This is a genomic window from Flavobacteriales bacterium (assembly GCA_020435415.1).
Lineage (GTDB): Bacteria > Bacteroidota > Bacteroidia > JACJYZ01 > JACJYZ01 > JACJYZ01.
The window spans coordinates 1-24,582 of sequence record JAGQZQ010000016.1; the positions used below are offsets into that span (position 1 = coordinate 1).

At 47.9% G+C, this 24,582-nt stretch carries 16 protein-coding genes; 9 read left to right on the forward strand and 7 right to left on the reverse strand.

Annotated features, from left to right (window positions below):
- Positions 1 to 523, forward strand: a 523-nt coding sequence (locus KDD36_04520; GenBank protein MCB0395889.1) for a DUF4136 domain-containing protein, incomplete at its 5' end; no start/stop codon positions are given.
- 12 nt (positions 524 to 535) lie between these two features.
- Positions 536 to 1,102 carry a peptide-methionine (S)-S-oxide reductase MsrA gene (gene msrA, locus KDD36_04525; protein MCB0395890.1) on the forward strand — a complete coding sequence of 189 codons (567 nt, stop codon included), beginning with the start codon at positions 536 to 538 and terminating at the stop codon, positions 1,100 to 1,102.
- Here the strand turns inward: msrA and KDD36_04530 are convergent.
- Positions 1,099 to 3,564, reverse strand: coding sequence for a T9SS type A sorting domain-containing protein (locus tag KDD36_04530; protein MCB0395891.1), 2,466 nt, complete (start codon positions 3,562 to 3,564; stop codon positions 1,099 to 1,101). The genes msrA and KDD36_04530 overlap by 4 nt on opposite strands.
- Positions 3,565 to 3,665: 101 nt before the next feature.
- Between KDD36_04530 and KDD36_04535 the strand changes: the two genes are divergently transcribed.
- Positions 3,666 to 4,262, forward strand: coding sequence for a transferase hexapeptide repeat family protein (locus KDD36_04535; GenBank protein ID MCB0395892.1), 597 nt, complete (start codon positions 3,666 to 3,668; stop codon positions 4,260 to 4,262).
- A gap of 40 nt (positions 4,263 to 4,302) precedes the next feature.
- Here the strand turns inward: KDD36_04535 and KDD36_04540 are convergent, their stop codons facing one another.
- Entirely contained in the window at positions 4,303 to 4,488 is a 186-nt protein-coding gene (locus KDD36_04540; protein ID MCB0395893.1) for a hypothetical protein, read from the reverse strand.
- A 182-nt stretch (positions 4,489 to 4,670) separates the two neighbouring features.
- On the opposite strand from KDD36_04540, the gene KDD36_04545 reads away from it, so the two are divergent.
- The 5 genes from KDD36_04545 (at position 4,671) to KDD36_04565 (ending at position 10,892) form a co-directional block, all read left to right on the forward strand.
- Positions 4,671 to 5,171 (forward strand): hypothetical protein, encoded by a 501-nt coding sequence (locus KDD36_04545; GenBank protein MCB0395894.1) that lies wholly within the window; start codon positions 4,671 to 4,673, stop codon positions 5,169 to 5,171.
- A gap of 80 nt (positions 5,172 to 5,251) precedes the next feature.
- Positions 5,252 to 7,297: a phenylacetic acid degradation bifunctional protein PaaZ gene (gene paaZ, locus KDD36_04550; protein MCB0395895.1), complete on the forward strand. Its 2,046-nt coding sequence runs from the start codon at positions 5,252 to 5,254 to the stop codon at positions 7,295 to 7,297.
- Positions 7,298 to 7,311: 14 nt separating this feature from the next.
- Positions 7,312 to 8,088 carry an enoyl-CoA hydratase/isomerase family protein gene (locus tag KDD36_04555; GenBank protein MCB0395896.1) on the forward strand — a complete coding sequence of 259 codons (777 nt, stop codon included), beginning with the start codon at positions 7,312 to 7,314 and terminating at the stop codon, positions 8,086 to 8,088.
- Between the two features lie 217 nt (positions 8,089 to 8,305).
- Positions 8,306 to 10,411 carry a tungsten formylmethanofuran dehydrogenase gene (locus KDD36_04560; GenBank protein MCB0395897.1) on the forward strand — a complete coding sequence of 702 codons (2,106 nt, stop codon included), beginning with the start codon at positions 8,306 to 8,308 and terminating at the stop codon, positions 10,409 to 10,411.
- 46 nt (positions 10,412 to 10,457) lie between these two features.
- A complete protein-coding gene (locus KDD36_04565; GenBank protein ID MCB0395898.1) occupies positions 10,458 to 10,892 on the forward strand; it encodes a nuclear transport factor 2 family protein in 435 nt (144 codons plus the stop codon).
- Between the two features lie 32 nt (positions 10,893 to 10,924).
- Here the strand turns inward: KDD36_04565 and KDD36_04570 are convergent, their stop codons facing one another.
- The 5 genes from KDD36_04570 to KDD36_04590 form a co-directional block, all read right to left on the reverse strand.
- A complete protein-coding gene (locus KDD36_04570; GenBank protein MCB0395899.1) occupies positions 10,925 to 12,283 on the reverse strand; it encodes an FAD-dependent oxidoreductase in 1,359 nt (452 codons plus the stop codon).
- An 88-nt stretch (positions 12,284 to 12,371) separates the two neighbouring features.
- Positions 12,372 to 13,403 carry a 2-oxoacid:ferredoxin oxidoreductase subunit beta gene (locus KDD36_04575; protein MCB0395900.1) on the reverse strand — a complete coding sequence of 344 codons (1,032 nt, stop codon included), beginning with the start codon at positions 13,401 to 13,403 and terminating at the stop codon, positions 12,372 to 12,374.
- Positions 13,404 to 13,415: 12 nt separating this feature from the next.
- Entirely contained in the window at positions 13,416 to 15,251 is a 1,836-nt protein-coding gene (locus tag KDD36_04580; GenBank protein ID MCB0395901.1) for a 2-oxoacid:acceptor oxidoreductase subunit alpha, read from the reverse strand.
- Positions 15,252 to 15,377: 126 nt separating this feature from the next.
- The gene (locus KDD36_04585) at positions 15,378 to 16,286 is read right to left on the reverse strand and encodes a type IX secretion system membrane protein PorP/SprF (GenBank protein MCB0395902.1); all 909 of its coding nucleotides are present in this window, start codon (positions 16,284 to 16,286) and stop codon (positions 15,378 to 15,380) included.
- 12 nt (positions 16,287 to 16,298) lie between these two features.
- Positions 16,299 to 20,417 (reverse strand): gliding motility-associated C-terminal domain-containing protein, encoded by a 4,119-nt coding sequence (locus KDD36_04590; GenBank protein MCB0395903.1) that lies wholly within the window; start codon positions 20,415 to 20,417, stop codon positions 16,299 to 16,301.
- A gap of 1,073 nt (positions 20,418 to 21,490) precedes the next feature.
- Here KDD36_04590 and KDD36_04595 point away from each other — a divergent pair.
- Positions 21,491 to 24,574 (forward strand): PKD domain-containing protein, encoded by a 3,084-nt coding sequence (locus KDD36_04595; protein ID MCB0395904.1) that lies wholly within the window; start codon positions 21,491 to 21,493, stop codon positions 24,572 to 24,574.
- Positions 24,575 to 24,582 lie beyond the last annotated feature (8 nt).

Sequence of the window (24,582 nt, forward strand, 5' to 3'; positions counted from 1 at the left end):
TGTCTTTTTCATTGCAACACTGCTCACATCCTGCGCGGCTGAAACGGGTTATGAAGCCAATCCCGAAGGGGACTTCACAAAATACAAAGCGTTTGAGCTATGCACGGAAGACCTGATGCCGGTGAGTGAAGATTTTCCGGAGTACGATAACAAAGAAAGCCGGCAGATCATTGCGGATGCCATTAAAGCCAACCTTGTGGAGAAGGGCCTGGAAGAGCGTTCCGGTGAAGGTTCCCTTTTCGTGAATTTTGATATTGCTGTGGCGCACAAAACCCAAAGGGTTAACACATGCACCCCAACCGATGAGCATCAGTATTGGGATCATTGTGAGGTGAAAGACATGGATTATGATGAAGGCACCCTGAGTATACGCTTCACCGATCTGTCAACCGGTACTGTATTGTGGGAGGGGTGGGCGAACGGAATCCTCGTGAATCGTCCTGCATCCCTCAAAAAGGCCATAGACCAGGCGGTTCAAACCATACTGAAGCCATTCATGGAAGATAAAAAGTCGTCTCAATAATTTTAATGAATAATGACTGATAAACCCTTATTGGAAGAGGCCACTTTCGGGGCCGGATGTTTTTGGTGTGTGGAAGCCATATTCAAAGATCTCAAGGGTGTGGAGAGTGTGGTATCCGGTTATGCAGGTGGGAGTAAGCAGGATCCGACTTATGAAGAGGTTTGCAGCGGAACAACAGGGCATGCAGAGGTATGCAGGATCACCTTTGATCCGAAACACATCACCTTTGATGAACTATTGGAAGTATTTTGGAAGGTTCACGACCCGACGACACTGAACCGGCAGGGCGAAGATATCGGAACCCAATACCGCTCTGTGATCTTTTACCATAATGAAGCGCAACGTGAACTGGCGGAAACTTACAAGAATGACCTGAACAGTTCCGGAGCCTGGGATCGTCCTGTGATCACAGAGATATCTCCGTTGACATCATATTATGCTGCGGAAGAATACCATCAGAACTATTTTGCATTGAACCCCGGACAAGGTTATTGCGCCATGGTGGTCAGACCCAAGGTGGAAAAGTTCCGGAAGGTTTTTGCGGACAGGTTAAAGAACACCAGTACGTCGCAAACCTAGCGACCGATAACCATACGGCTGTACCAGTGATGAGCCTCGTCCCTGATGATCACCAGGTAGATGCCGTTCTCAAGTCCATCCACGGCCAGGTTGATGATGCGCCTGCCCTCACCGATTTTTTGTTCATATACCAAACGCCCTGACGCATCATAAATGGAAAGTTCACCGGAGCGTTGCGCTGCTTCCGGAAGTTCTACCGTGGCAATACCTGAATGTGGGTTAGGGTAGATCCTGACGTCCCTTGACACGGCCTTATTGCCGGAAGTGATGGGTGCGCTCACCGGATCGCTTCCCTGGTACAATCCCAAACCGCCTCCGATATTTCCTATGCACAAATCCGGCCATCCGTCGTTGTTTAGCTCTGCCAGGGTGACTGCAGTGTAAGCGCCTTCGCGAATCCCGCTTACCAGGGTATCTACCAGATTAAAAGGGTTCTCGAAATTCCCTTCGATATTGTCATAAAGGAAGATGCGTCCCTCTTCAGAACCTACGTACATTTTGTAAACACCTCCTTGCTCGAAGATCCAAGGCACCGACCGACCGGTCCCTGTGTAGGTACTGGGTACCCTGGTATCGACCTTTCCGTAGAAGTCGTCATATACAAAGCAGGTTGCATTGGCAGGGTTTTCATCAAAGGAATCATCCAAGGCAAAGGAGAGGTTGATGTCGATATACTTTGCGGTGTTGTCGATGGCTTTGATGGTGTAAGTCCCGTTGCTCAGGGATTGGGCAGCCCCGGTGATTGTGATCTTTTTTCCAACCACATACATGCTGAGGTCCGGGCTGCCACTGAGGTAGTATCTGCTCACCAATGGATCACCGGCCGGATTCCAGTCTATCCGGTTTACATTCATGGTGAATTGCGGAACATTGGTCGTTCCGATATTGATGAAATAATTCAGGTTGCCGTTGGTTTCGCCGACCACCAGGTCACGCTTTCCGTCACGGTTCATGTCCATGATCTGCGGACAGGCATTGCTGCCGACATCCAGCCCTTTATAGTTTGCCTCACTCAGTGAGAAACTGGCTGTATTGCCTGCGCCTGCGGTGTTCTTAAAGTAGTGCATTACACCGGAGGCATCGCCGATGATCATGTCCAGGTCACCATCACCATCCATGTCCCCGAAAGTTGGGTGCAGGTTGTACAGGCTCAGGGTTGACAGGTTCATGTAGTCATTGGTGATCAGGCTAAAGGCGGGGTTGCTGGCGGTGCCGGTGTTCTTATATAGTGCCAGACTACCCACATGGGTGTTCACTGGGACATAATGTGATCTGTTTCCAACCACCAGATCCATCAGGCCGTCACTGTTGTAATCGAAAAACACCGGATGTGCCTCCCTGCCCAGTTCGATCATTTCTTCCTGAAGAAGTGCGTTCTTTTTAAATTCAAAAACGGGTGCATCAGTTGCTCCATTGTTCTTGTAAAACCACGCACTTTTTCTGTCTTCCGAAATGTTCATGGCATTGGCGCCCACTATCAGATCCTTTACACCGTCGTGGTCCAGGTCTAAATAAAATGGTGCCGGGAAAAGATCCAGGGCAACAGGTATATCATAAGATGGAAACGTGGGGTCTTGTGCGGTAATGATGGAGCGGGTCGTGTCCAGGCCGTTGGTAAGCATTTTCAGGTTGTTGTTGGAAACATCCCCGATCATGAGGTCCATGTCCCTGTCGCTGTCCATATCCAGGGCAAGCAGTGTGGAGCCGGTATGTCGTACCTTTTGGGAGGAGCGATCAGGTGGGTTAATGTAGCTGCTGCAATTGATATTCATGTTCACTGCATTGCTTGTGTCCGGTTCTTCAAACTTTCCCCAACAGGAAGCCTTCATCTCAAAGACAAGGCTGTCGCAATGACCATAGAGGTCCATAGATTTATTCTGGTGGTATTCGACCGTTGTTGTGCCAAATCCGAACGTGAGTACATCCAGGTCGCCATCCCGGTCCACATCTGCAAAGGCGGCAATATCCGCTGAGGAAATATAAAGGTTGGAGGTGCCGGACTGGTATTTGGTTTTTACTTCCCACTTGGCCAGGGTAAATATCAATTGGTTGGATGTGGAAACATTCTTGTAAACCGTAATGCTCCCGTTGTTTTGTGTGATGATATCTTCTTTCCCATCGCAGTTGTAATCCACCAATAAAACCCAGTCATGCAGGGGAGGAAAGGATTTCCTGTATTCCGGTTCATATTTGTAATGGATGGTATCTGTGCCACCCTGAAAGATGTATGTGAGAACTTTATTACCCGACCGATCGAAAACCAGTAAATCCTTTTCACCATCCATATCCATATCGGTCATTGAGAATTGGGGATAGTTGAGTCCTCCGTCCCAGGCCTTTGTCAGTGCTTTGCCATTTTCTGAGACCGGAATGGTATTCCATCGTGAGAATTCGATCTGTGCACTCACTACCAGGGAAGATGATAACAGAATGGAAAGGAAGAATAGCGTACGGTTTTTCATAGGAGTCAATTGTTGACTAAAAGTAAATAAAATTTAGCGCGGGAATGGAGGGGAAGATCGGGTACTTTTTCTGTAAGTTCGTAAAAACAAAACATGCCATTATGAGTACGTTTTTCGAGTTTAATGGTTACAGGCCGGTTGTGCATGAAAGTGCCTTCGTTCATCCACGTGCAACGGTTACCGGTAATGTAGAAATAGGGAAGGATGTGTATATCGGCCCGGGAGCCAATCTTCGGGGAGACTGGGGCCGAATTGTGATAGAAGACGGATGCAATGTACAGGAGAATTGTACCATTCACATGTTTCCTGGGGTCACGGTTACCTTAAAGAAAGGGGCGCATATCGGCCATGGTGCTGTCATTCACGGTGCGGAGATCGGCGAAAATGTGTTGATCGGGATGAATGCGGTGGTGATGGACCATGTGATTGTGGGTGATCATTCGGTGGTTGGCGCCCTGGCTTTTGTAAAGGAGAAAACAGAAATTCCGCCGCGGTCGGTTGCCGTGGGAAATCCCGCGAAGGTGGTAAAGGAAGTGACCGATGAAATGATTGAATGGAAAAAACAGGGAACGGCTTTGTACCAGGCACTTCCGGAAGATTGCAGGAATAGCCTGAAGCCATGCGAACCCCTCAGAAGACCTCCGGTTTTTAAGCGAAGCCAATCAAGCGGCTACAAGACGTGGACCGAGAGCAGGTAAAAGTTTGCTCCCGCTCCCGGAACACGTTGTGTGTATGAATCTAGGTGTTTCGTACGCCGAAGAAAGTAACTCCGAGTGCTACAACTGTAAGTGCAAGACAACTCGCAAGGATCACACGACCGAAGTCATTCGCAAATGAAAAGGCCACTGTGTAAATGATGGATGCTCCTCCGATCAATACGCTCAGAGCGTTTACCTGCATTTTTTTCTTTTCCCGTGGTGTCATGAGTTCTATGTTTTGATAGGTATAGTTGCAAAGAACGGCAGGATGGATCAGGGTATGAATGACTGCAATCAGGACATGATATGACTTTTGTCAGAATTCTTTGTCGTCACCATTTGATCTGTCATTGTTACCTCAACCTTTCTATCTTTACACAGTATGTTTGATGCCGACCTAACCTGCCCATGACCGAGATTATAGATTATTACTACAGTGCCGTAAAACTTCAGGGAATCCTGAAAGTTGCATTCGGATCACTCACCGCCGTTATCCCGATTTTGTTGGTGATGTATTATTATAAATACCGATTCTATCAAGGGTTCATGATTGCACTTGTGGCACTTGGAACCCATCTGTTAATATCCGGCCGCGTGTCATATGAAGGTGCGGATAAAATGAATTCGGACATGCGCGAATATTTCCAGACCGATGCAAATGGTTTTGCCACAGAAGCTACCGGGATGATCGAGCAAAACATCAACCATATTCAAAATCACCTTATCGTATTTGGTGTCCTTTTGTTGGCGGGTATCGCCCTTGTTGTATTGTTCAGAAAGGGGAGGTCACTGGTGTTCGGGCTGGGGGTTGGTTTGGTGCTGATGGGTCTTGCAGGTGTGATATTCGATTTGGTGGCGATCACGGATGCTACACGTTACCTGGACGCCATCCAGGCGTTAATGGAATAGGCTTATTGGTGTTGAGTATTTGTTTTGAATATGGTATATTTGTCAGAACAATATTTTGAATAAAACACATAATTCAGAACATGAAGCTCGGAAATTACATAAATGGCCAATGGATGCAAGGTGATGGGGAAGGAGTGGCACTTTTCAACGCAATCACCGGTGATGAGGTGGCCAGAGCCTCTGCCAATGGCCTGGATTTCGGATCTGTAACCAAGTATGCGCGGGAGGTTGGCGGGCCTCATCTTCGTAAAATGACCTTTCATGAACGTGGCCGTATGCTCAAAGCACTCGCCTTACATCTTCATGCGCGAAAAGACCAATTTTATGAACTGAGCTATGCTACGGGAGCAACCAGGGCAGACAGTTGGATAGATATTGAAGGTGGCATCGGGAACCTCTTTGCATATTCAAGTTTGAGAAGGCAATTTCCTGATGAGGCATATTATGTAGATGGCGAAGCAATATCTCTCTCAAAAGGAGGAGGATTTATCGGTCACCACATCATGGTCCCGAAAGAAGGTGTGGCCATCCATATCAATGCTTTCAATTTTCCGATCTGGGGAATGCTTGAAAAGATCGCTGTAAACCTTCTCGCAGGGGTGCCGGCCATTGTAAAACCCGCCACGGTCACCAGCTTTCTGACGGAAGCCATGGTCAGAGAGATTGCCGCATCAGGGATACTTCCGGATGGGGCCTTACAACTGATTTGTGGTTCCGCGGGCGACCTGCTTGACCACGTCACAATGCAGGATGTGGTGACCTTCACCGGTTCGGCCAGTACCGGTTTGATGTTAAAAGGTCATCCGAGAATTCTGGCAGAATCTGTTCCTTTCAATATGGAGGCGGATAGTTTGAACTGTTCTGTTCTGGGAGATGACGTGAAACCCGGTGATGAAGAATTTGATCTATTTATAAAAGAAGTTCACAGGGAGATGACGGTAAAGTGTGGTCAGAAATGCACCGCCATTCGCCGCATCATTGTTCCGGAAAATTTGGTGGAAGAAGTGCAGATTGCTCTTGGCAGGCGCCTGGAGAAAACGGTTATCGGTGACCCCCAAACCGAAGGAGTGCGAATGGGTGCATTGGCAGGTAAAACACAACTGGGAGAAGTCAAAGAAAAGTTAAAAGAGTTGCTGGAAGGCAGCCGGATCGTCTTCGGAAATCCGGATCAGGTGGAGGTGCAGGGAGCTGATGCTACCAAAGGCGCTTTCATGTCACCGATCCTGTTGCTGAACGAAGATCCGTTTAAGAATACCCAGCCGCATCACGTGGAGGCATTCGGGCCGGTGAGTACCATCATTCCTTACAAAGATTTGTCAGAAGCCATAACATTATCCAGAATGGGCAAAGGGTCATTGTGTTGTTCTTTGGCCACGGCCAGTGATGACATTGCCCGGGAATTTGTGCTTGGTACGGCAGCATTTCATGGCCGTATCCTTATTCTTAACAGGGATTGTGCGAAAGAAAGTACCGGTCACGGATCTCCCCTGCCTATGTTGGTGCATGGTGGCCCCGGAAGAGCTGGTGGCGGCGAAGAGATGGGTGGAATGCGTGGTGTCATGCACTATTTGCAGCGCACTGCCATTCAGGGTTCTCCGACTACCCTTACACAGGTTACCAGTGTCTACCAATACGGCGGCAGACAAACCGAAAAGGACGTACATGTTTTCAGAAAGCATTTTGAGGAACTCGAAATCGGAGAAACGGTTTTTACGCAAGGCAGGACTGTTACCGAGGCGGATATCGTGAACTTTTCAAATGTAAGCTGGGATCACTTTTACGCACATACCGATGCCACATCGCTGGATGGGACGATATTCGAACAACGCGTGGCACATGGTTACTTTATCTTATCGGCAGCAGCAGGTTTATTTGTAGATGGAAAGAAAGGGCCGGTATTGCTGAACTATGGTATAGATGAATGCAGATTCACCAAACCTGTTTACGCTGGTATGACCATCTATGTGCGCTTAACAGTGAAGGAAAAGACAGCACAGGAGAAGAAGGATGAAGATGATGTAGCAAAGGGCATCGTTCGTTTTTTGGTGGATGTATATGATGAGACCGGGGAAACCGTGGCCCTGGCAACGATACTGACCATGGTGAAGAAAAAAGATCAATCCTGATGACAGATTCCGGAATGGGAGAACAGGGTGGTGTGGAAATGACCATTGACTCGGGCATCGCCACCATCACCTTTTATCATCCTAAGAGTAATTCCCTGCCGGGGAAAGTATTGAAAGAGCTGGCGGCTACCATTGAGTCCGCCGGAACACAGGGTAACGTGCGCGTGATCGTGCTCACAAGCAGCGGTGAAAAAGCATTTTGTGCGGGTGCATCGTTTGATGAATTGTTATCCATTGCGGATGCGGATACCGGAAAGGATTTTTTCATGGGCTTTGCCAGGGTGATCAATGCAGCCAGGAAATGTCCGCGGTTTATCATCGGACGTGTGCAGGGAAAGGCTGTAGGAGGTGGTGTTGGTATGGCCGCTGCTGTAGATTATTGTATGGCGGTTGATCAGGCTTCTGTCAAACTTAGTGAACTGGCTATCGGGATCGGTCCGTTTGTCGTTGGGCCTGCCGTTGAGCGAAAAATGGGATTGTCCGCATTCTCCGAACTAGCGATCAATGCCACAGAATGGAGAGATGCACAATGGGCCTACCAGAAAGGTTTATACACCCGCATCTTTTCCTCCGTGGGTGAACTCAATGACGCTGTTACCACCCTGGCAAAACGATTGTCCGATAGCAGTCCGGAAGCTATGAAACTCCTGAAACAGGCCATGTGGTCGGGTACGGAGAACTGGGACCAACTGCTTGAGTCACGCGCAGAGATGAGCGGTAAGTTGGTACTTTCCGATTTCACATCCAATGCCATCCGGCAGTTTAAGGAAGGAACCAAAACATCCGGTTGATCTGACGTTGCGCTTCCTTCGTGCCAACCGTCCAAATATTATAACTCAGTCGCCGGAATGTACCTGTTTGGGTATTCATACTATTCTTTTAAAAGTTTCATTTAAAGAATAATGTTCTGAATTAGATTAAAATCAATAACAAAGTACTGCATAATTCGTATATTGCAGTATATATGTTATTGATTTGATCAAAGTGGCAGCACGCAGAAATACAGGGATGAACGGATCCGCAGGTGTAAGGCCTCCGGCAAAAGGCAGCAATGCCTCAGGGGTATCGGAAGAAATGTTGCTGAAGGCTTGGGAATTAATGGCCACCGCCCGGGCTATGTCTGCCGTTTTTGAGGAAAATGCAAGCGTGACGTCAAAGTACGTACACGCCACTTCTAAAGGGCATGAGGCGATACAACTTGCACTTGGTCTGCAACTGAAGCCACAAGATTTTCTTTCTGCCTATTATCGTGATGATGCGGTGCTGCTAGGGATTGGCATGACCCCATATGAATTGATGCTTCAGCTTCTTGCCAAGCGGGATGATCCTTTCTCAGGGGGACGAACTTATTACAGTCATCCAAGTCTCAACAGGCCGGACATGCCTAAGATTCCCCATCAATCCTCTGCAACAGGCATGCAGGCGATTCCATCCACCGGGATTGCCATGGGCATTCAGTACAAAGAAAAAGAAGGTCTTGCCGAAGATCATGGTGGGGAGAATCCGGTAGTGGTATGCTCACTCGGCGACGCTTCCATCACCGAAGGAGAAGTGGCAGAAGCTTTTCAGATGGCAGCATTGCATCAGTTCCCCATATTATATCTTGTTCAGGACAATGAATGGGACATTTCTGCCCACGCCAGGGAGACCAGGGCACAGGATGCCAGCGAATACATCAAAGGGTTCAAAGGAATTGAAAGTGTTAGTCTGGATGGTGCAGACTTCCAGACCTGCTATCTGACCTTGCAGAAGGTCATCCAAACGATACGTGAGGAGAGGAGACCGTTTCTGGTTCACGCCAAAGTGCCGCTCCTTAATCACCATACTTCCGGCGTGAGAATGGAATGGTACCGGGATGATCTTGCGGACCATAAGGAACGCGACCCCTTCCCGAGATTCAGAGCGCAGCTCGTAAATAATGGTTTAAATGAAGAAACCCTTCGTCAGATCGAAGGGCAGGTTGGTGAAAAGGTAAAGGCAGATTACGAGAAAGCATTGCAGGCAGAAGATCCCCGCCCGGAGGATCTGTTTCTCCACGATTTTGCACCTACTCCGGTCACGGAAGAAAAAGGACAGCGTGCACCGGCTGGCAAGGATAAAACCGTAATGGTGGATAGTGCCTTGTTTGCGATCCGTGAACTGATGGAGAAACATCCGGAATGCCTGCTATACGGGCAGGACGTGGGAAAACGTCTGGGAGGGGTTTTTCGTGAGGCAGCGACCCTGGCACAAAAATTTGGTAATAACCGGGTATTCAATACCCCGATTCAGGAAGCGTTTATTGTTGGAAGTACGGTGGGCATGTCCGCGGTTGGACTAAAGCCCATTGTAGAAGTACAGTTTGCTGATTATATCTGGCCTGGACTCAATCAGCTTTTCACAGAGGTATCACGCAGTTATTACCTTTCCAACGGCAAGTGGCCGGCGAGCATGGTCCTTCGAGTACCTATAGGCGCCTATGGAAGTGGGGGACCCTATCATTCATCGAGCGTTGAATCTGTGGTCCTGAATATCAAAGGTGTAAAAGTTGCATATCCATCCACCGGTGCTGACCTCAAAGGTTTGATGAAGTCAGCCTATCACGATCCGAACCCGGTGGTGATCTTTGAACACAAGGGACTGTACTGGTCTAAAATAAAGGGTACGGAAGATGCCAGGACCATAGAACCGGATGAAGACTACATCATTCCTTTTGGTAAGGCAAGAACGGTGATTCAGGCCGATCAGGAACACATCTTCAATGGCAGCAGTATGGTGGTTGTTACGTATGGCATGGGTGTGTACTGGGCCAGGAACGCTGCAAAGGAATTTCCCGGACAAGTAGAAATACTGGACCTACGAACGTTGAATCCATGGGACAAAGAAGCAGTTTTTGCATCGGTCAGAAAACATGGTCGGTGCATGGTGGTGACGGAGGAGACGGTACAAAACTCATTTGCACAAGCCATTGCCGGTCAGGTTCAGCTTGCATGTTTTGAAAACCTGGACGCCCCCATTCACATCATTGGTTCGGAGAATCTACCGGCTATCCCACTGAATTCAACGCTGGAATCCACCATGCTTCCCTCGGCGGAAAAGGTAAAAAAAGCCATGTATCAGCTTATAAATTATTAATGCATCCATGGGTGATGTTGTATCTTGGTGCAAATACCAGATCAACATGAAAACCACATTCTTTTTTCTTTTCTCACTCTTTCTTTTTTCTGCGCAAGCCCAATCAGTCAAACAAGCCGATGCAGATACCATCAAGGCGATCATGCTTCGTCAGCAACAGGCCTGGAACCGTGGCGATATGGATGGGTTCATGCATGGTTACTGGGAATCTGACAGCCTGCGTTTCCTTGGAGGGAGCGGCGTACGTTTGGGTTATCAGCCCACCTTGGCAGGCTATAAAGAGAAGTACCCGGATAAAAGTGCGATGGGCACACTCACCTTTGAATTCATCTCAACGGAATATGTTGGAGATGACCGGAACATTCTGATGTTGGGGAAATGGAAGCTTGCTCGTGAGAACGATAGCCCGGGAGGCGCATTTGTATTGCTTTGGAAAAAGATCGACGGCCATTGGGTGATCGTACTGGACCATACCAGCTGATTGCTTTACCTGAAAAAGAAAGCGATCGTTTCTCAGTGACTTTCCACGATATCTTCCAACCGTTTGGGTAGGTGTTGTTTTACCCAGTCTGCAAAGGTAGAATGATAGCCGACTTCTTTCTGACGCGCTTTCACACGTGCATCAATGTCCTCGATCTGCTTTGACTCGAGCACATTTGTGTTTTCCAGAAAGGATAAAAGCTCGGTCGTGCCCTGCCCTGCCTTCGCGGATTTAATGCGGAACACTTTCTCGTAGTCATCCGCCGACCAGGCCAGGAAGTCGTCCATAACCTGGAGACTGACCTCTCGTCCATGTTGCAATGATTCTTTGATATTTCCTCTGCCGGTGACTGCATTACCCAATGCGAAAACATTATGGTATCCATCGATCTGACAATTGCCGTTTGGTGAGATCCGAAACGTTTGTCCGTCCATGGGCAGACCGGGAATTGGTTCGGGAATACTTCCGATGGAGGATATTACCAGGGACGTTGGGAAAGTGAAGTCTGAATTTTCCACTGCCACCACGCGGTTATCTTCAATAATGGTCTTTCTAAGTGTGATGCCTGTAAGATGACCGTTCTCTTCTTCCAGGGCAACAGGCATGCAGCACTCTTCAAATTGGAAAAAGAATTTAGCCTGTGCATTTTCCAATACCTTGACCCGTACTTTCTGTGCCTTTTCAAGTTGTTCTGGTGTATCGGTAGGGGCAGGCGAAAGCGGCATGTCCAGGTTTCGACGACGATAGAAGAGGGTACAACCCTTCAATCCCAATTCTTCAAACGAGATCTTATGTTTGTCAAGAACACGATCGATGCCTTTGTCCAGTTCAAGAATATTGGTTTCAATTCCTTTTTCGGCCAGCTTGTCTTTTACCAGTTCCATCATGATCATCTTGGCCATATCAATACTGGCAAGCCCGCCTCCGATCACCACCGCATTATCCCGGATCTCGTATGTTTTTCCTTTATAACCGGGTTCATGATAGTGGTTGAACCAATAACTCAAAGGATTCTGGTAGTAAAGGCCTCGGTCTGTCTGATCGGATGCGCCGGGGATATCCAGGGGTCTGTCTTTCCATGCGCCGGTGGCAAGCAATACCGCACTAAACCCCCATTTTTCTGTAAGGCTGCTGAATTCGATATCCTTGCCCAGTTTGGTGTTGGGTACAAAGCGAATCAGCGGATGTGCTAGTTTTTCGTTAATGGCTGCCTCTTCCTTGTCCCTCAGTTTCGCATGCCATTTGGGTAAGCCATCTTCAATTTTACCATAGGGGAGTGTAGCCTGATCGAATACCACGGTATGAATGCCCCGGGATGCGAGTTGATGGGCAGCTTCGGAACCGGCAACAGCACCTCCGAAAACAGCAACGTAATGAGCGGGATGATTCATACGTATGTTTTAATGACCGATGATAAAGACCTCAATCATTCCCATGACGGGTTGGGTAATTCCGCCTCAACTACACGCTGGTCCAGCTTTATTTTACTTCCCATGTTTCACCGCTGTTAAGCAGTTCATCCATGGTTTTGAATTTGGCATTCTTTGTTGCATTCACCTGCTGTTGCACCAGAATATCATTATATGTTGGTGACTCAACACTTCGGATAATGCCCAGTGCTGTGGGAAAAGAAGGGCCGTGCATTCTTATCAACATGAGATGTAAAACCGGATCCGGTTCATGTGCATCATGCACCAGTATGTCTCCCTCGGTGACACCGTTTTCTCCGATGGTAACCACCTCCAGTTTCAGACCGTTCAGACGAATGCCCTTATTCTTCTCTTTGCCAAAGATCATGGGTTTACCATGTTCGAGGTGAAGCTGGTGTTCGTCGGCTGTTTCCCGGTTTGTCACTTCTCCGTGTGTTTTATCATTGTAGATGACGCAGTTCTGAAGAATCTCGATCAATGAAGTGCCTTTGTACCTTGCCGACTCAACGAATACTTTCGTCATCAGCTTCGGGTTCGTGTCGATGGTTCGGGCAAAGAAACTTCCGCCAGCACCGATGGCCAGTTCTCCGGCATTAAAGGAGCCTTCTGCTACACCGAATGGTGTGGATTTGGTGACCAGTCCGGCCTTTGACGTTGGAGAATACTGCCCTTTTGTAAGGCCATAAATCTCATTATTGAAAAGGAGAACGTTGATATCTATATTTCTCCGCAGGGCATGGATGAAGTGGTTGCCGCCGATGGCCAGTGAATCACCATCACCGGTAATTTCCCAGACACTCAGGTTCGGGTTGGCGAGTTTTACACCGGTAGCGACTGCGGGGGCACGTCCGTGAATGCTGTGAAAGCCATAGGTGCTCATGTAGTACGGGAACCTTGATGAACATCCGATGCCTGAGACAAAAACGATATCTTCTTTTTTATAGCCAAGCTCAGGCAGTGCAGCCTGCACAGATGATAAGATGGCGTAGTCACCGCAGCCGGGACACCATCTTACCATTTGGTCGCTGGCAAAGTCTTTCTTTGTGAGTACGGGCGGATTTTCGGTGATCTGTTCAGCCATGACTTATATCCATTAAATATTTTTCAGGATTGCTTCCTTGATCTCACTTACAGTAAATGGCAAACCCTGGATCTTGGTGTAAGATTCCATAGGAATGTCGGGGAATTGTGTGCGCAGGTATCCCAGGAACTGGCCCATGTTAAGTTCGCACACAAGAATCTTTTTGAACTTTTCCAGAACCTCACGTGTATTGGAAGGCAGGGGGCTGATATACCTGAAGTGCGCCTGTCCTACCTTCTTTCCTTCCTGGAACAACGCGTTGGTTGCGGTATGCAATGAACCGTAGGTGCCTCCCCAGCCTACCACTAGCAGATCACCTTCCTGCGCACATAGGATCTCCTGTGCGGGAATATGATTTGCGATACGGGCCACTTTTTCGCAGCGCAACCGCACCATCTTATCGTGGTTTTCCGGATCGTAGGATACATTACCGGATCCGTCTTCTTTTTCCAGTCCGCCAATGCGGTGTTCCATACCTGGTGTTCCTGGGATGGCAAGATGACGGGCGAGTGTTTTCGTATCCCTGGCGTAGGGCATATATGGTTCCTGCTCCTTGCCTGCAACCCGCGGATGAATAGCCGGAAGGTCAGCCATTGCTGGGAATTTCCATGGTTCTGATCCGTTGGCGAGATAGCCGTCGGACAGGATCATGGCTGGAGTAGAATGCTCGTGGGCAAGGCGAACAGCTTCGTAACTCATATCAAAGCAGTCTGCCGGTGTGGATGGGGCAACCAGAATAATAGGGTTATCACTGTTTCTGCCATAAAGTGCCATATTCAGATCAGCCTGTTCGGTCTTTGTAGGCAGACCGGTTGATGGGCCACCGCGTTGCACATCTACCACCACCAAAGGCAACTCTGTAATTCCGGCAAGCCCGATGGCTTCTCCTTTCAGAGCAATCCCGGGGCCGGCGGAGGTAGTCACACCAATGCTACCGGCAAACGTAGCGCCAATGGCAGAACATACGGCAGCGATCTCATCCTCTGCCTGCATGGTCATCACATTCATGCCTTTATGTTTGGCGAGCTCATGCAGAATATCAGATGCAGGTGTGATGGGGTAGGAGCCGAGGAAAAGTTTCTTTCCGGTTTTCTCTGCAGCAGCCATCAGTCCCCATGCAGTGGCGGTGTTTCCGGAGATATGCCGGTAAATACCGGGTTCAATGGATGCAGAGGGTACCTCAAATGAAGAAGGAAGGGCTTCAACCGTTTCTGCATAATAGAAGCCTGCCTGTAAAACCTTGATGTTCGCTTCGGCGATCTCCGGTTTCTTTTTGAATTTGGTATTGAGGAACTGGATGGTCTGGTCCATCGAGCGACTGAACAGCCAGTACATGATGCCCAGGGCAAACATGTTTTTGCTGCGGAGAATACTCTTGTTGTCCAGACCACTTCCTTCTAATGCGGTTTTGGTAAGTGAAGAAATAGGAGCTTCAATGACCAGGTAGTCGTTCAGGATTCCGCTGTTCAGGGGATTTTCTTTAAAGCCCGCTTTTTCGATGTTGCGTGCTTCAAAAGCATCAAGATCTACGATAATGTTTCCACCTTTTCGAACCCATTTCAGGTTTGATTTAAGTGCGGCCGGGTTCATGGCGACGAGCACATCCGCTTCATCACCTGGTGTAAGGACATCTACCTTTCCGATCTGAACCTGGAACCCTGACACACCTTCAACAGTACCTTGTGGTGCTCTGATCTCCGCAGGAAAATCCGGGAATGTGGCCAGGTCGTTACCAATAAGGGCTGAAGTGAATGAAAACTGGGAGCCGGTAAGTTGCATACCGTCTCCGGAATCACCAGCAAAACGGATGACCACCCGTTCGAGTTCTGTTGCTCCTTTGGTGCTCATATATGGATAGAATTGATCAATGTCTGATGGATAAGGGGAACAAAGGTACAAATTCCCTATCCAACGCTTTGTCAGGGTAGTGCAAAAAATAGCGGAATCTAAGGAGTCCGGTTGCGGCTACAAAGATTAATATGTCATTTGGGATTCCTCTTCCTCTTCATACTTGACAAACCGGTAACCGAGAAGGATCTCGTGGGTACCTGAGGAATAGTTCTTCAACTCTGAGGTTGTAAAATCATAGGAATAACCGAAGTACATCTTTCGTTTAAAATTGTATCCTACAATAACAGAGATGGCGTCATCCGTGCGGTATTGTGCACCAAATTTCACACGATCCATAAAATCGAAAGTCAGACCGGCATCAATTTGCACGGGAACAGGGGTAACGTGGCGAACCAATATGGACGGTTCAACCACAAGCTTTTGTTTGACTTTGAACCGGTATCCCGCCATGATGAATTTGTGTCCTGACATTTTACTCTTGGCATAAGGCCAGTTCAGTTCACTTTGCATCAATTGCTGAATGGATACCCCGATATAATACTTTGGGTTGTAAAGGTACATTCCGAAAGAAGCGTCGGGTTGTGTGGAAGATAATTTACCTGAAGTAAACAAGAGATCATCCTTGTCCTTGACATAAATATCGTTGGTATTGATAGAGAAGTTGATCATCCCAAGTCCAAGACCGAGGGCCAGTTTTGTGCTGTCATTAAGTTTAAGGTGGTGGGTGTAACTACCTTGAAAGCCGCTTCTCTTGGTAGGACCCATATTGTCGCTGTATGCGATCACACCCAAACCGGTGTTCAGGTTTCTGGGTTTGCGACCATAATAACTAAGGTAATAAGTGGTTGGAGCACCATCCAGACCGGCCCATTGATTCCGGTAATTAAGTCTCATCTGGTAGAAATCCTCCGTACCGGATACCGCCGGGTTAATGGAATACGGATTAAGCATGTATTGGGAAAATGGTGCCAATTGCTGTGCAGAAACCGCCTGACAGGCAAGCAGCAAAATAATGATCCGAATAATTTTCATAGCCTTCTTCCCTTATCGAATGATGGTAAGTGGTCCGGTAAGTGGTTCGGTTCCGTTACCAAGATTAATGATGTACAAGTATGTTCCGACCGGAAGGGGTTCGCCGTTATAAGTACCATCCCATTCTTGCGGATAGCCTTCGGAATAGAACACACGTAGCCCCCATCGATCGTACACTTCTACGGTGGCATTCGGGTAAAGAGTTTCAATAAAGTCCAGTTTCCATGTGTCGTTCTTGCCATCCTGGTTGGGTGAAATACCTTCAGGAGGTACGACAGGTATGGTAATGGTCACTGAAATACTATCGCTCGTAATGCAACCGAATTTACTGGTCAGGGTCACATAATATGTCGTATTCTGGAATGGTTTGCACCAGGGATTTGTTACATCGATTTCGTTCAATCCTACCGAAGGTGTCCACAAATAAGTGGCATCCGCAGTATCCCCACTGATCCACAACTGTGTACTGTCTCCTTTGATGATGGAGATATTGGGTCCCAGGTCAATGAATGGCTGCGGATGTACCGTGACCTTCACCTGATCTGATTTACATCCGGCCGTTGCGCTGTTGGTGATCAATACTGTATAGGTGGTTGTCGTTGATGGGGTTGCCACCGGATTGGAAATATTGGGGTCGCTCAGGCCGGTTGTCGGACTCCAGCTATACGTGTCACCACCGGAAGCGCTCATATTAACAGAATCTCCGGGGCACATGGCCTGGTCAACACCGGCGTTGCCACCGGGTAATGAATTGGCGTTTACGATCATTGTATCTGTAGACCAGCACGTAGTGGCACTGTTGGTTACGGTGACAATAAACAAAGTAAGCGGTGTTGTAGGTGTAGCAATCGGGTTGGCGATCGTGGCATTGTCCAGGACATTTGAGGGTGTCCAGAGATATTGATCTCCTCCGGTAGCATTTAACTGCGTACTGGTTCCCAGGCATATCTTTTGATCCGGGCCCGCATCGGCTACCGGAAGGGGATTTACCGTAATTTGGGTGCTATCCGAATTCTTACACCCCCTGGTATCTGTGACCGTCACCACATAGTTATTGGTGGTATTTACGGTAATGGTGCGGGTGGTCTCTCCTGTACTCCACATATAGCTGAACCAATTATTCACCGAAACCGGCAGAGTTGCTCCCTGGCAGATAGACGCTGCATTGTCAGGTGTAACGATGGGTGTTGGAAGAGGGTAGATAGTGACCTTGGTGGTTCCTGTACCCACACACATATTCGAGTCCGTTACTGCTACGGTATAGGTTGTAGTTGTAGTCGGGGCTGCAACGGGATTGGGAATGGACGGATTATCCAGTCCGGTTGTTGGAGTCCAACTATAAGTAGGATTACCTGGAGCGGATGCCTGCAGCATGGTGTCGACTCCCAGACACATCGCTACATTGCTGCCTGTAGTCACCACCGGCAATGGATTCACGATCACCTCAACGGTATCGCGACTGCTACAGGTTGTATTGGAATCGGTACCGATAACAATGTATTGGGTGTTAACCGTAGGCCAGGCTTTAGGGTTTGCAATTGTGTTGCTGTTCATCTTGGCTGCAGGAGACCATACATAAACGTTACCTCCGGTGGCAAGGAGATCAGCCGTATCTCCGATACAAATCTGGATATCCGAACCGGCACTGATAACAGGCGGGGAGCTTACGGTTACACTGACCGCAGCAGATGAGTCGGAACACAAATTACCATCGGTTACCTTTACATAGTAACTTCCTGTGCTGTCAACCACAATACTTTTGGTTGTCGCACCAGTATTCCATAAATAATTGGCGAAAGTACTTGAGGTGAGTGTAACCGTTCCACCCTGACACAGGAATTGAGGTCCTGAGGGTGTCACGGTAGGATTGGGTTTGGGGAATACGGTAACCTTTACGTTGGCTGTCTTCGAGCAACTGTTACCATCGGTGACGCTGACCGTATATGTGGTTGTTGATGCCGGAGAAGCCATTGGGTTATCAATGTTTGGATCACTCAGGCCGGTTGAAGGGGACCAGACATAATTGGTGCCACCGGTTGCTGTCAGTTGGGTAGAATCGCCCGGACAAATAGAAGTGTTGCTACTGATTGTAATGGTAGGCAATGGATTCACGGTGACAGATACCGAATCGTTATTAATACATCCGGTGACCGTATCTGTTCCGGTGACAAAATATTTTATGTCAGCGGTTGGCATGGCCAGGGGATCTTCAACATTGCCGCTGGAAAGTGTTGCCGAAGGCGTCCATAAATACACATCAGCACCGCTTCCATCAAGTTGGGTGGTATCGCCGATACAAATGGAGGTATCCAATCCTGCATCTACAATGGGCAGGGCGCTTACGGTAAGATCGTATGGTGAGGTGGTATTACTACAACCGTTGGTATCAACAACAGTTACGGTATAACTTCCTGTGGTGTCCGCGGTGATCGAAATCGTGGTTTCGCCTGTACTCCACAGATAGGTAACCGCACTGTCGGTGGTCAGAACAACACTTTCTCCTGCACAAAGGCTGTCATTTCCACTGGAAGAGATCGTTGGGGTTGGGAGTGGCGTTACCACCACAGTTATTGAGTCGACGTCTGAACAGCCATACCAATTGGAAGCGGTAAGTACATAAGTTGTAGTCACAGCCGGCGAAGCTTTTGGATTGGAAATACTTGGGTTGCTCAGGCCGGTTGTCGGACTCCATGAATAGGATGTTCCGCCGGAAGCACCAAGCTGCATGGAATCACCCAGGCAAATCGTACCATTCCCCTGGATATTGGAAAAGTATTGGCAAAATTTTAGGGTGGCATAGTCTGTGCCGGTTCCTACTCCGTTGCTATAGCCTGACATATATACATTCACCGTGTCATCAATGGCAATAGCAACTGCCTGATCTATGGAACTGGCAGGCCCGTTGTAGGTATAGGTCCATTGCTGTGTTCCGGCGGAATCATATTTGATCGCCAGATAATCTGCACCACCGTTGGTATTGGTACGCATACCTGCCACATATACATTGCTGTCGTTGGGTTCCACCATCAACATACGGGCTTCATCGTATGCATTTGCAGTGCCGTTATATAAATTGGCCCAGCGCAGACCTCCGGTAGGTGAATACTTGAGGGTAGTAAAATCCTCGCCGTTACCTGAAGATATAACCCTGCCAGCTGTGTATACAAAACCTCCCGCATCTACCTTTATATCATTTGGTTTGTCAAGATCATTTGCGTTACCACCATACAGCTTACTCCATTGAACCGTACCTGCGCTATTTAGTTTCATGGTTACGATATCAAAATTGATTACACCGGAGGTAAGCTCATGTCCTGCCACGTAGACATTTCCTGAAAAATCCACAGTGATTGCAAAGCCGGCGTCATAACCACTTGCTGTGCCATTATATGGTGTCGACCATTGCAATGTACCCGCACTGTTATACTTGAGTACTGCAAGGTTATAGTTCTCGGTGGCATCTTCATAAGATGTTCCTGTAACATATACATTACCGGAACCATCAATGTCAATGGCATAACCCATATCGTCGCCTCCATTTTCGTCATATGTCCGCATCCAACCGTTACCTCCAGTGCTTGTGTACTTTCTGATAACAATATCATACCCACCGCTTTGACTCAAAGTCCCAACAACATAGACGTTTCCGCTTCCATCTACCTTGATATCGTAGCCGATATCGGCGCCACTGCCGGTTCCATCTTCGGCGCGAACCCATTGCTGTACACCGCTCGAGTTGTATTTAACCGTCATCATATCCAGGGTATCACTGCCCGCGCCAAATGCTCTGCCCATTCCGGTTACATAAACATTTCCGGACCCATCCACCGCGATCGCACGTGCTTCATCGGGGCCATTGCTGGATCCATCAGCAGAATTACGATTTACCTTCCATTGCTCAACGCCTGCGTTATTATACTTAATCGTATAGTAGTCGAAATTTCCGGAAGGACCAATCGCGGTTCCGGTAACGTACACATTGCCGTTGGCATCAATGACCATATCGGCGGCACGGTCGGTTGCAGTGCCCGTTCCGGCATAGCGTGTTACCCACCTGGTCTGTGTTTGAGCAAGAACGTGACCCATATGCAAGATCACAGAAAGAATAAGCAGTAAACTTTTAAGCTTCATACGCGTAGAAGGAAAATGTAATTGGGGGTAGGTAACATATTTTCGTTTCAGTCCCAGTTTAATGCACAATTTACCAAAAGTAATTATTCCTCATTAAAAAATCACTAACTTTATATTTGGTTTTTTTCTATTTTGCGTCTTAAATTCACTGATTGATGCGTTCAGATCGTTCTACATTCGTACGTAGTTTTCTAATATTTGTTTGGATATTCGTGGCACCTATCTCTGTGCTTGCCACACATATTGTTGGGGGATCTCTTACGTATGAGCATCTCGGGGGAGCCAGCTATCGTATTACGTTAAAGCTTTACAGGGACTGTAGTAGTGGCACGGCGGCTTATGATCCTACCGCGGTTGTAGAGGTGCTTTCTGGTAATGGCGGAGGTGTCGTTGATATCAATATTCCATTTAAAATTGCGACGGTCTTGGATCCGTTTGTTGATACTTGTGTTGTGAAGCCTAATATTTGCGTTGAAGAAGGTATCTATACCACAGTCGTGAACAATCTTCCGCCGCGAAATGGCGGGTATCATCTCTTTTATCAGCGGTGTTGCAGGAATGCATCGATTGATAACCTACAGGGCCCGCTAAACGAGGGAGAAACGTTTTATGCACACATTCCAAATAACAGTCAGTGGGTTACAAATACGAGCCCACAGTTTGTTAATTTTCCGCCGATTTTTGTTTGTCAAAATCAATCCATTCAGTTTCCACATCTTGCTTCGGATAGGGACGGAGATTCTCTTGTTTATAGTTTGTACACGCCATACCGCGGATGCGATAATAGTCCGAATCCGGTGGCTGGACCAAATTGTCCCGATAACTACCCTACTTTTCCCGGCTCAAATGCCATTAGTTTCAATCAAGTGCAGTGGGGAATAGGATATTCAGCCAATAACCCAATGGGTGGAGGAGGTTTAACAATTAACTCAAATGGTCTTCTAGACGGTATACCTCCCAATCAAGGCCAGTATGTGGTAGGTGTGAAATGTTCTGAGTATCGTAACGGACAGTTGCTAGGTTATATAGTAAGGGATTTTCAATTTAACGTGGTGAATTGTCCCCCATTGGCTATGGCAGATATTGGCCCGCCGGACCCATGTAATGGTCAGACCATTACGTTTACGAATCTAAGTGATACATTTGCCGTGGGCTATCAATGGAATTTTGGAGATCCCACATCAACTACGGATGTTTCTACAATTCGGAATCCACCGCCCTATACCTACCCGGGTCTCGGACCATATACCGTATCACTCATCGTTCAACCGGGAACCGCGTGCGCAGATACGGCATATGAGGTAGTGAACATCGGGACAGTAAATGCCGATTTTACTGCTGTCATAGATTCTGCCTGTGTGGGTGTACCGTTTAATTTCACCGATAACTCGAGTACGAGTCCAAATGATACTATCCAGGCCTGGATGTGGTATTTCGGAGACGGGGGTACCTCATCTCTGCCCGATCCAAGTTACACCTATGCGGACAGCGGTATTTATACCGTCAAGTTGATCGCAACTTCCGGTCTTGGTTGCATGGATAGTGTATCCAAAGACATATATGCACAGAAACCGCCCGTGGCTACCGGAGTGGATACCAATGCCTGTTCGAACAATCCTGATGCCTTCCTGAATGGTTCCGTGCAATTTGCCGGTGGTGGCACATGGTCAGGTGCCGGAACATTCAACACACAAAATAGTTTACCTACGATTTATACCCCGGTTCAGAGCGAGATCGACAGTGGGTATGCTGATGTATGGTTGATAACAACAGGAAATGGACTGTGTCCGGCGGATTCGGATCTGGTGCACATAGATTTTACACCGGCACCAACAGTTGACATAGGCCCGGATTCCATATCCGTATGTAAAGATACTTCCGCGATATGCTTTACCGCAAGCATCACGATTGCAACCGGTGGAACATGGTCTACAAGTGGAAGTGGCGGGTTTCTGCCTGATGCAGATTCGCTGAACATTTGTTACGTGCCGGATTCTGCCGATTTTGCTTCGGATAGCATTGTCCTCTATTTCACCACCACCGGAAACGCGGACTGTAATGCAGTCACGGATAGTGTCTGGATACACTTCATCGATGAACCGGTTGTGAATATTGTTAGTAATGATTCTACCTGCGCAGGTATTGATTTTCCGATCAGTGTGAATACATCAACAGGAAGTGGAACCTGGATAACCCTGGGTGACGGAAGCTTTCTTCCCGATCCGAATGTGTTGAATCCGACCTATTCACCCGGAACAAATGACAATGCCAGCGGAAATGTATGCCTGATCTTTGTTTCTTCCAACAATGGCTTGTGCCGTCCGGTGACGGATACATTGTGTATCACATTGGTGTCACAGCCGCAAGCCAATGGTGGCGCAGATACATCTTCCTGTAGTAACAACGCAGCCATTCAATTGATCGGAAGTGTTCAGAATGCAGGCGGTGGTATCTGGACAGGTCCGGGAACGTTCAGTCCGCCAAATGTTCTGAATCCGGTGTACACACCAACAAATGGTGGTATCACCCTTGGTTTTGAAGATGTAGAACTGATTACAACCGGTAACGGACTCTGTCCGGCAGATACCGATGTAGTTCGCATCACGTTCACCCCTGCGCCAACAGCAGATATAGGCCTTGATACACTCACGGTTTGTAAGGATGTCAGCGGCGTTGACCTGGTTGGTACGATTTCCATTGCAAGTGGAGGAAAATGGTCTACCAACGGAGATGGAACATTCCAGCCCCATGACAGCTCATTGGCGATCACTTATGTGCCTGGTGCGAACGATCTTCAAAGTACGCAGGTCTGGTTGTATCTCACCACCACCGGAAATGGTGAATGCCTGGCTGTAAAAGATTCTATTCTGCTTGACCTGGTGGATGCACCTGTTGTGAATATCACGGCGGCAGATACGTCCTGCGCAGGTGTTTGCATTCCGTTGACGGTCAATACAAGCACCGGATCGGGTGTATGGACAACGCTTGGCTCCGGAACTTTTGTGCCAAATGCCAACGTAACAAATCCGTTCTATTGTCCGGGAGCAACCGATGACCTTCTGGGCAGTGTTACCCTCGTTTTTGAAAGCACCAACAATGGGTTATGTAACAGTGTTTCTGATACGGTGACCATTGGCCTGGTTCCGGGTCCTCAGGCAGATTTTATCTCCAATGACAATTGTATCGGTGATTCTACACAGTTCATGGATAATTCAACGAAAGGATTTGGTAACATCAATACGTGGAGCTGGTTTTTCGGTGATGGTAATGTAAGTGGACAACCTAACCCCATTCACCTTTACAACGCACAAACAACTTACAATGTCATATACATAGTAAAGGATGACCGGGGCTGCGCCGATACCATTCAGAAAGATGTATTTGTTCATCCTTTGCCCGATGCGGAGTTCCTGTATACCCCGGGTTGTCTGGGAGAACCGGTGATATTCGTGGACACTTCCCAGGTGGCGGATGGCGATAGTGTTATCACCTGGTACTGGCAGTTCGGTGATGGAGATACCTCAACCCTTCAGAACCCAACGCATATCTATCCGGTAAACGGTGGTTACCCCGTGACTTTGATCGTTTCATCGAATGTGGGATGTTCTGATACGGTGATTAATGGAATTACGGTTCTTGCACCGCCCAATGCCGACTTCACCATGGATAAGACCTTACTTAAACTCAAGGAGCCGGTAAGTTTCACCGACCTGTCCACAGGAGGTATCGGTTCCTGGTTCTGGGATTTCGGTGATGGCAATACAGATACGGACCAAAATCCGGTACACTCCTATGATCAGGACACGGGGGTCTATACCATCATGTTAATTGTTACGGATTTGAACGGGTGTGTGGATACGGCATATAAAACCCTGGAAATTTATCAGCCGCCAGCCATTCCGAATGCATTTACACCTAACGGAGATGGTACCAATGATGAATTTTTTATTCGTGGTGGTCCCTTCAGGTTTTATGAGCTAAAGGTCTATAACAACTGGGGAGAACTGATATTTCTTTCAAATAATCAGGCCAATAAATGGGACGGAACCCGCGATGGAATCGAACAACCTATGGGAGTTTACGTATATACCGCCGTGGTTATATCCGAAGATGGTGTCAAAGACGAATTCAGAGGTGATGTAACCTTGCTACGTTGAGTATGTTG